The sequence below is a fragment of the Micromonospora sp. NPDC002296 genome (genome assembly GCF_040296145.1).
GTDB lineage: Bacteria > Actinomycetota > Actinomycetes > Mycobacteriales > Micromonosporaceae > Micromonospora.
The window spans coordinates 1-10,622 of sequence record NZ_JBEOWQ010000087.1 but is presented as its reverse complement, the minus strand read 5'-3'; the positions used below and the strand labels follow the sequence as shown (position 1 = coordinate 10,622).

The 10,622-nt window shown below is 74.1% G+C and carries 3 protein-coding genes; all 3 read right to left on the bottom strand.

Annotated features, from left to right (window positions below):
• Window positions 1–1,580: type I polyketide synthase (locus tag ABT023_RS28395; protein WP_350889683.1), on the bottom strand; the 1,580-nt coding region annotated here is incomplete at its 3' end.
• Window positions 1,581–1,916: 336 nt separating this feature from the next.
• Window positions 1,917–2,774, bottom strand: coding sequence for a metallophosphoesterase family protein (locus tag ABT023_RS28390; protein ID WP_350889681.1), 858 nt, complete (start codon window positions 2,772–2,774; stop codon window positions 1,917–1,919).
• Between the two features lie 238 nt (window positions 2,775–3,012).
• The coding region (locus ABT023_RS28385; protein WP_350889679.1) for a type I polyketide synthase at window positions 3,013–10,622 on the bottom strand (7,610 nt) is incomplete at its 5' end.

Genomic DNA, 10,622 nt, shown 5'->3' with positions numbered 1-10,622 from the left:
CGGCTGTCCAGCGCCGACCGCGACACCGCCGACGACCAGCCGACGTCCAGGGGACGCAGGTCCCCGTCGGCGGCCAGCCACCTGGCCCAGCGGCCGGCCTGACCGGCGAGCGCGGCGGGGTTCGCGGCGGAGAGCAGCACCGGCGCGACCGGGAGCCGGCGGGACGGCGCGGGGGCGTCCTCCGGCGTCTCGGGGGCCGGGGCCTGCTCCAGGACGAGGTGGGCGTTGGTGCCGCTCATGCCGAAGGACGAGACGGCCGCCCGCCGGACGTGCTCGCCGCCGGCCCACGGGCGGGCCGCGTCGAGCAGGGACACCGCCCCCGTCGACCAGTCGATGTGCGGGGACGGCTGCGCCGCGTGCAGGGTGGGCGGCAGCACACCGTGCCGCATCGCCATCACCATCTTGATGACGCCGCCGGCGCCGGCGGCGGCCTGGGGGTGGCCGATGTTCGACTTCAGGGACCCCAGCCACAGCGGACGGTCGGCCGTCCGGCCCTGGCCGTACGTGGCCAGCAACGCCTGCGCCTCGATCGGGTCGCCGAGCCGGGTGCCGGTGCCGTGCGCCTCCACGACGTCGATGTCGGCCGGCGCCAGCCGGGCGTTCTCCAGCGCCTGCCGGATGACCCGCTGCTGGGCGGGGCCGTTCGGGGCGGTCAGCCCACTGCTGGCGCCGTCCTGGTTGACGGCGCTGCCGCGGATCACCGCGAGGACGGGGTGACCGTTGCGGCGGGCGTCGGAGAGCTTCTCGACGAGCAGCATGGCGACGCCCTCGGACCAGCCGGTGCCGTCGGCGTCGGCCGAGAACGCCTTGCACCGGCCGTCGGAGGCGAGCCCGCGCTGCCGGGAGAACTCGACGAAGGCGCCGGGGGTGGCCAGCACGGTCACGCCGCCGGCCACCGCGAGGGAGCACTCGCCGTCGCGCAGCGCCTGGCCGGCCAGGTGCAGGGCGACGAGCGAGGACGAGCAGGCGGTGTCGATCGTGACGGCCGGCCCCTCCAGCCCGAAGGAGTACGCCAGCCGGCCCGACATGACGCTCGCCGCGGTGCCGGTGAGGACGTACCCCTCGGTGCCCTCGGGCAGTTGCCGCAGGACGCTGGTGTAGTCCTGGCCGGCCGTGCCGACGAAGACGCCGGTGCGGCTGCCCCGCAGCGACGCGGTGTCGAGGCCGGCCCGCTCGAAGACCTCCCAGGTCACCTCCAGCAGGAGCCGCTGCTGCGGGTCCATGGCCAGCGCCTCGCGCGGCGAGATCCCGAACAGGGACGGGTCGAACAGCCCGGCGTCGGCCAGGAAGCCGCCCCGGTTGCTGTAGGTGGTGCCCTGATGGTCCGGGTCCGGGTCGTACAGCCGGTCCAGGTCCCAGCCCCGGTCCTCGGGGAACGTGCCGGTGGCGTCCACGCCCCCGGCGACCAGGTCCCACAGGTCCTCGGGCGAGGCGACCCCGCCGGGGAACCGGCAGGCCATGCCGACGATCGCGATCGGCTCGGAATCCTCGTTCTCCAGCTCGCTCAGGCGCCGACGCGCCAGGCGGAGCTCGGAGGTCACCCACTTCAGGTGTTCGAGGAGCTTGTCTTCGTCCGCCATGACCCACCCGCCCAGAGCTTGCTATCGATCAGAATCTGCCGATTCGCTGACCACACCACCACCGGCGGCCCGACTCCGCGCACATTTCGGTGGAGACATGACCATTCGGCGCATGGACGCAATTCCTATTTCAATTTCAGTTTCTGTTTCCGGTACCTGTTCATGCGCCCGCCGCGACACCGCGCCGACCACCCTGCCGACCCATGCCCGCCACCGTGAGTGGACGGTACTGAGCGCCGACCTCGCCCCCAACCCCTAACGGACCCCTGATCGGGCGGTCCTGACGGGCCGTCGCGGCGGTCGTCGCAGCGCGACGATCGACACGAACGGGGCCGGTCAGACGCGGTGCTGGACGGTCTGCGGCAGAATCTGGCGGAGCCGTCCGGGCGGCGTGGCGCGGCGCCGCCACTCCCGTGGATAGCCCACCGAGACCTCCTCGAAGCGGACCCCGTCGTACCAGGTGGTCCGCGGGATGTGCAGGTGTCCGTACACCGCCACGCGGGCGTCGAAGCGCACGTGCCAGTCGGCCGTGGCCTCGGTGCCGCACCATTGCGCGAACTCCGGATACCGCAGAATCCGGGTGGGTTCCCGGACGAGGGGAAAGTGGTTGACCAGAATGGTGGGCAGCCCGTTCCGCTCCTCGGTGAGCCGCCGCTCGGTGTGGGTCAGCCGGGCCCGGCACCACGCGTCGCGCGTCGGGTACGGGTCGGGGTGCAGCAGGATCTCGTCGGTGCAGACCACACCGACCTCGTGGGCCCGTTCGAGGGCCTGCTCCTTGGTGTACGTCCCGGGCGGCCGGAAGGTGTAGTCGTACAGCAGGAAGAGCGGGGCGACGAGCACCGGATCGCCCTGTGGGTCCCAGATCGGGTAGGGATCCTCCGGGGTGACGACGCCGAGGCCCCGGCACAGCTCCACCAGGTGCCGGTAGCGGGCCTCGCCCCGGAGCTGGTTCGGGTCGTCGCGGGGCGTCCACAGCTCGTGGTTGCCCGGCGCCCAGATCACCTTGGTGAAGCGGCGGCTGAGCAGGTCCAACGCCCACTCGATGTCGCTGACGAACTCGCCGACGTCGCCGGCGACGATCAGCCAGTCGTCGTCGGCCTCCGGCCGCAGCCCCTCGACGACGGCCCGGTTCTCCTTGTAGACCACGTGCAGGTCACTGATGGCGAGCAACTGAGGCAGGCCCGATCCGGCCACCCGGACCTCCGTCCATCCCGGGTACCGCGCGCACCCACCACTCGTGCCGATCGGCCGCCGGCAAGGCAGGACGAGACGGCCTGACGGGCTCCGACCCTACGAAGCCCGACCCGGCCAGGCACACCCCTAGACGGCAGGTCGGACCCCTAGGGCTGACACGGGGCGACGCCGGGCCGGCCCGGCGTGCCGGTCCGCCCGCGCCGCCGTCCCGGGGCGGTTCTGGTCCGTGGTCCTGCTCTCAGGACTTGCCGAACTCGCGCTGGATGATGTCGAACAGCTCCTCCCGGCTGGCCGTGTCGAGTTGCTCGGCGGTCTCCGCCGCCGGTGCGGGGACGGCTGCGGAGGCGGGCCGGCGGGCCCGCCACCTGGCCAGCATGCTCTCCAGGCGGCCGATGACCGCCTCGTCGACCTGCTCGGCCGGTGCCTCGCCGAGGAGTTGGTCGAGTCGTTCGACCTCGGCGGCGATCGGCAGCGCCGGCTGCTCCGGCGCCAGCCCGGCACGCAGGTGCTCGGCGAGGGCGCCGGGGGTGGGGTGGTCGAAGATCAGGGTCGCGGGCAGGCCGAGACCGGTCTCGGCGGTCAGTCGGTTGCGCAGCTCGACCGCGGTGAGGGAGTCGAAGCCCAGCTCGAGGAAGCCGCGAGCCGGCCTGATCGCGGCGGGCGTGGCGTGTCCGAGCACCGTCGCGGCGGTGCCGCGTACCAGGTCGAGCAGGATGCGGTCGCGCTCGGACGCCGAGGCGGCGGCCAGCCGCCCCCGCAGGGCCGAGGGGGCGCCGTCGGCGTCGGCGGACGGCGTCTCCTGCGGGGCGGGCTGCGCCTCGGGGATCTCGGTGAGCAGCGGGCTCGGCCGCAGCGCGGTGAACGACGACGCGAACCTGTCCCACCGCACATCCGCCACCACCACCGACACGTCACCCACCTCCAACGCCCGCTCCAACCCCACCACCGCCAGCTCCGGCGCCATCGCCACCAGGCCGCGCCGGGACAGTTCGTCCCCGACCGCGCCCACCGCCATTCCCGCCTCGCCCCACGGACCCCACGCCACCGACGTACCCACCAGCCCCCGCGCCCGCCGGGACACCATCAGCCCCTCCACGAACGCGTTCCCCGCCGCGTACCCCACCTGACCGGCCGAACCCCACACCCCGGCGATCGACGAGAAGACCACGAACGCGTCCAGCTCCGCACCGGACAGCAACTCGTCCAGCACCACCGCACCGCCGACCTTCGCCCGCAGCACCTCCCCCAGGTCCGCCAAACCCACCTCGCCCAACGGCGCCATCTGCGCCACCCCCGCCGCGTGCACCACCGCCCGCACCCGGTCGCCGGACCCCGCCAGATCCGCCAGCAACCCGGCCACCGCATCGCGGTCGGCCACGTCGCAGGCCATCACCGACACCCGCGCGCCCGACCCCCGCAACCCCGCCACGACGCCCGCGCCTTCCGAACCCAGCCCGCCCTCGCCGCTACGCGACAGCAGCACCACGTGCTCCGCTCCCACACCCACCGCCCACCGCGCCACCCGCAGACCCAGCGCGCCCGTGCCGCCGGTCACCAGCACCGTCCCCGACAACCGCACGCCGCCGCTCGGAGCCGAACCCACGGCCGCCCGCACCAACCGCCGGCCGAACACGCCCGACGACCGCACCGCCACCTGGTCCTCCACGCCACCCGCCAGGACCCCGGACAGCCGATCCCACACCCATCCCTCCGCCGCGCCCGGCACATCCACCAGGCCGCCCCACGACCCCGGCAGCTCCAGCCCTGCGACCCGGCCGAGGCCCCACAGCGCCGCGCCCTCGACGTCGTCGAGCACGTCCGACCCGCCCACCGACACCGCGCCGCTGGTCAGCCACCACAGCCGACCCTCGATCCCGGAGTCGGTCAGCGCCTGGACCGCCGTCAGCGCCGTCGACAGGGCGGCGACGGCCGGAAGATCATCCGTTCCCGCCGGGGCGGCCAGCGACAGCAGGGACAGCACGCCGGCGGCCCTGTTGTCGGGCCCGGCCGCATCGCTCAGCCGCCCCGCCACCGCCTCCCGGTCCGCGCCGTCGACCAGGACGGGGACGACCCGGGCCCCCCGGGCCGCCAGGGCGGCGAGGGCCGGGTGGTCCTCCTGCCCCGGCGCGGTCAGCACCAGCCAGGTTCCGGTGAGCGTGCCGGTGGCCGGCACGGCAGCCGTGCGCCACTCGACGCGGTACCGCCACGAGTCGACGGTCGAGCGCCGCTGCGCGTCCCGACGCCACCGGGCGAGCTTCGGCAGCAGCGCCGCCGAGGATCCGTCCACACCGGACGCCAGTTCCTCGCCCAGCACGCCGAGGTCACCGGACTCGACCGCCGCCCAGAACCGCTCGTCCGCCGGCCCGCTCGCGGTGGCGGAGGCGGGTGCCGGCGCCGGGTCCTCCAGCCAGTAGCGCCGGCGGTCGAAGGCGTAGGTGGGCAGGTCCACCACCCTCGGCCGGACGCCCGCCTGCGCCAGGTACGCCGACCAGTCCACCGACATGCCGGCCACGTGCAGCTGACCCACGGCCGCCAGCAGACACTCCACCTCCGGGCGATCCCGCCGCAACGTCGCCACCCGACACACCTCACCCTCGGCGACATCGGCCACCATCGCCGTCAGCACCGCGTCCGGGCCCACCTCCAGGAACGTGTCCACCCCGGCCGCCCGCAGCGCCGTCACCCCGTCGGCGAACCGCACCGGTCGCCGCACATGCCGCACCCAGTACTCCGGGTCCGCCACCTCCAACGGATCCGCCACCGCACCCGACACGTTCGACACCACCGCCACTGACGGCACCCGCCAGTCCAACCCCGCCACCACCGAACGGAACCCGTCGAGCATCGGCTCCATCAACCCGGAGTGGAACGCGTGCGACACGGACAGGGGCTTGGTCCGCCAGCCCCGGGCCCGGCAGGTGTCCACCACGAGTTCGACCTCGTCAGCCGCACCGGAGAGGACCACCGCCGCCGGACCGTTCACCGCCGCCACGTCCACCGCCGCGCCGGTCACCTCGATGATCAGACGCACGTCGGCCTCGGACGCCGCGACCGCCGCCATCACCCCGCCGGCCGGCAGGGCCTGCATCAGCCGGCCCCGCGCCGCCACCAGCACACACGCGTCCGCCAGCGACAGCACCCCCGCCGCGTACGCAGCAGTCACCTCGCCCAACGAGTGCCCCGCGAAGAAGTCGGCCCGTACCCCCCAGGACCGCAGCAACTCCCACAACGCCACCTCGACGGCGAACAACCCCGCCTGCGCGAACACCGTCCGATCCAACAGACCCGCCTCGGCGGACCCCGGCTCGGCGAACACCACCGACATGAGGGGCTGCGGCAACAGCCCGTCCAGGTGCCCGCACACCTCGTCCAGCGCCGCCGCGTACACCGGGAACCGGTCGTACAGCTCCCGGCCCATCCCGACCCGCTGCGAACCCTGACCCGTGAACAGCACCGCCCGACGACCCGACGACACCGCGTCCCCGGCCGCCACCGCGTCCAGGCCCGCCACCAGCTCGCCCACACCCGAACCCCACACCACCGCACGGTGCTCCAACGCCGCCCGCGACGACACCAACGACCACGCCACATCCACCGCCACCAGATCGGACCGGCCCCGCACGAACGACGCCAACCGCGCCGCCTGACCCACCAACGCCCGCTCCGAACGACCCGACACCACCCACGGCACCGGCAACCCCGGAACAGACCCCACCCCCGAAACCGGCTCCGGCTCCGGCTGTTCCAGGATCACGTGCGCGTTCGTCCCCGAGATGCCGAACGACGACACCCCCGCCCGGCGCGGCCGGCCCACCTCGGGCCACCCCCGCGACTCCGTCACCAGGGTCACCGCGCCCGACGACCAGTCCACGTGCGACGACGGCTCGTCGACATGCAAAGACGCCGGCACCACGCCGTGCCGCATCGCCATGACCATCTTGATGATCCCCGCGACGCCGGCCGCCGCCTGGGTGTGACCGATGTTCGACTTCACCGAGCCGAGCAGCAACGGACCGGTGTCACCCCGGCCCTGCCCGTACGTGGCCAGCAACGCCTGCGCCTCGATCGGATCACCCAACGTCGTACCCGTACCGTGCGCCTCCACCACATCCACATCCCCCGACGACAACCCCGCCGACGCCAGGGCCTGCCGGATCACCCGCTGCTGCGACGGACCGTTCGGCGCGGTGAGACCGTTCGACGCACCGTCCTGGTTTACCGCCGAACCCCGCACCACCGCCAGAACCCGACGACCCTCCCGCCGCGCATCCGACAACCGCTGCACGAGGATGACGCCGACGCCCTCGGACCAGCCCGTCCCGTCGGCGGCCTCGGCGAAGGACCGGCACCGCCCGTCGGCCGAGAGGCCGCCCTGGATCGAGAACTCGGCGAAGGTGGCCGGTGAGGCCATCACGCAGACGCCGCCGGCCAGCGCGAGGTCGCACTCACCGGACCGCAGCGCCTGAGCCGCCAGGTGCAACGCGACCAGCGACGACGAGCACGCGGTGTCCACCGTCACCGCCGGCCCCTCGAACCCGAACGAGTACGACACCCGACCCGACAGGACGCTGGTCGCGTTGCCGGTGAGCAGGTGACCGCCGACCTCCTGGGCGCGGCCGACGGAGCCGCTCGCGTACCCCTGGAAGCTGGCCCCGGCGAAGACGCCGACGGTGCCGCCCCTGAGGCTGGTCGGGTCGATGCCCGCCGACTCGATCGCCTCCCAGGACGTCTCCAGCAGCAGCCGCTGCTGCGGGTCCATGGCGAGGGCCTCGCGCGGCGAGATGCCGAAGAACTCGGCGTCGAACTCGCCCGCGTCGTAGACGAAGCCACCCCTGCGGGCGAACGACGTGTCGGACATCCCGCTGTCCAGGACGTTGTCCCAGCCCCGGTCGAGCGGGAACTCGGCGATGCCGTCGCGGCCGTCGGCGAGCAGTTGCCACAGCTCGTCGGGGGTGCCGACGCCACCGGGGAGGCGGCAGCCCATGCCGACGATGACGATGGGGTCGTCGTCCCGCGCGGCGGGGCGGATTGCGGCCGGCGAGTCGGCCGACGCCCCGATCAGGGTGTCGCGGAGAAGGGCGACCAGGGCCGCCGGCGTCGGGTGGTCGAAGACGAGGGTGCTGGGCAGTGCCAGGCCGGTCTCGGCGATCAGCCGGTTGCGCAGCTCGACCGCGGTGAGCGAGTCGAACCCGAGGCGCTGGAACGCCCGGTCCGCCGGGACGGACTCCACGCCGGCGTGGCCGAGCACCGAGGCGACCTGGGAGCGTACGAGATCGAGCAGGAAGGCCTCGGCGTCGGTGGCCGGCAGCGCCACGAGCCGCTCGCGCAGTGCGGACGCCTGGTCGGTGGGGCCGGCAACGGTCGGGTCTGCCACCGCGAGCGCCGCCTGTGCCTCGGGGATCTCGGTGAGCAGCGGGCTGGGCCGCAGCGCGGTGAACGACGACGCGAACCTGTCCCACCGCACATCCGCCACCACCACCGACACGTCACCCGCCTCCAACGCCCGCTCCAACCCCGCCACCGCCAACTCCGGCGCCATCGCCGGCAGACCGCGCCGGCTCAACTGCTCCCCGGCCTCGCCGACCGCCATGCCGGCCTCGCCCCAGGGACCCCACGCCACCGACGTACCCACCAGCCCCCGCGCCCGTCGGGACGCCACCACGCCATCGGCGAACGCGTTGGCCGCGGCGTACGCCGCCTGACCCGCCGAACCCCACACCCCGGCGATCGACGAGAAGACCACGAACGCGTCCAGCTCCGCACCGGACAGCAACTCGTCCAGCACCACGGCACCGTCCACCTTCGCCCGCAGCACCTCCCCCAGTTCCCCCGCACCGATCTCGCCCAACGGGGTCATCTGCGCGACCCCCGCCGCGTGCACCACCGCCCGCACCGGGTCACCACACCCGGCCAGGCCCTCCAGCAACCCGGCCACCGCATCGCGGTCGGCCACGTCACAACCCACCACCGACACCCGCGCGCCCAGCCCCCGCAGCTCCTCCACCGCGCCCGCGAGCCCCGGCGCACCGTCGCCCCGCCGAGACACCAGCACCACGTGCTCGGCACCGACGCCGACCGCCCACCGCGCCACCCGCAGCCCCAGCGCACCGGTGCCGCCGGTCACCAGGACCGTCCCCGACAACCGCACCCCAGCACCGGCCCCGGCCCCGGCCCGCACCAGCCGCCGCACGAACACACCCGACGGCCGCACCGCCACCTGGTCCTCACCACTGCCCGCCAACACCCCGCACAGCCGGTCCCACACCCGCCCGTCCGCCGTACCCGGCACATCCACCAGGCCACCCCAGCGACCCGGCTCCTCCAACGCCACCACCCGCCCCAGCCCCCAGACGGCACCGGCCGTGGCGTCGAGGGCCGTGGCGTCGGAGCCGTCCACCGAGACCGCACCGCTGGTCAGCCACCACAGGCGGCCGGCGACCCCGGCATCGGTCAGCGCCTGGGCCACGGTCAGCGCCTCGGCCACCCCGGCACCGGCGAGGGACATCACGCAGAGCAGGCCGGCGACGGTTTCGCCGGTCCGCACCGCGCCGGCGAGCTGCCGCGCGATCCGGTCCCGGTCCACACCGTCGATCACCACGGGTACGACCCGGGCGCCCCGGGCCGCCAGCGCGGCGACGGCCGGGTGGTCCTCCTGGCCGGGCCGCATCGGCACCAGCCACGTGCCCGTCAGGGTGGTACGACCGTCGACCGCGTGCGACCGCCACACGACGTGGTACCGCCACGAGTCGACCGTCGACCGGCGCTTCGCGTCCCGACGCCACCGGGCGAGCTTCGGCAGCACCGCGCCGAACGGCTCGTCCGCTCCCGCGCCCAGCTCGTCGCCGAGCAGGGCCGGGTCGCCCGATTCGACCGCCGCCCAGAACCGCCCGTCGAGAGCGTCGTCGCGGGTGGCGAGGTCGGTCGACGTCGACGGCTCGGCCCAGTACCAGGCACGGTCGAAGGCGTAGCTGGGCAGGTCGATGGCCTTCGGCCGGGCACCCGCCTGCGCGAGGTATGCCGACCAGTCGACCGAGACTCCGGCCGCGTGCAACTGGCCCACCGCCGCCAACAGCGACTCCACCTCGGAACGGTCCCGACGCAGCGTCGCCACCCGACGCACCCCGTCACCGGCGGCGACATCGGCGACCATCGCCGTCAGCACCGCGTCCGGCCCCACCTCCAGAAACGTGTCCACCCCCGCGTCACGCAGGGCGGTGACCCCGTCGGCGAACCGCACCGGCTGCCGCACATGACGCACCCAGTACGCCGAATCAGCGATCTCCAGGGGGTCCGCCACCGCACCCGACACGTTCGACACCACCGGCACGGTCGGGGCACGCCACGACAACCCCGCAACCACGGAGGCGAACTCCTCAAGCATCGGCTCCATCAACGGACTGTGGAACGCATGACTCACCGCCAACCGACGAGTACGCACACCCCGCTCCCGCCAGGTTCGTTCCACCTCGCCCAGCGCCTCGACCGCTCCCGACACGACGACGGCCGTGGGCCCGTTGACGGCGGCGATCCCCACCCGGTCGGCCAGCCCCTCCAGAGCGGCCAACACCTCGGCCTCGGACGCGGCCACCGCCAGCATTCCCCCACCGGCCGGCAGGGCCTGCATCAACCGACCCCGCGCCGCCACCAGAACACACGCATCCGCCAGCGACAACATCCCCGCCGCGTACGCAGCCGTCACCTCACCGACCGAGTGCCCCGCGAAGAAGTCGACCCGCACGCCCCACGACCGCAGCAACTCCCACAACGCCACCTCGACGGCGAACAACCCCGCCTGCGCAAACACCGTCCGATCCAACACACCCGCCTCGGCGGAAGCCTCGAAAACAA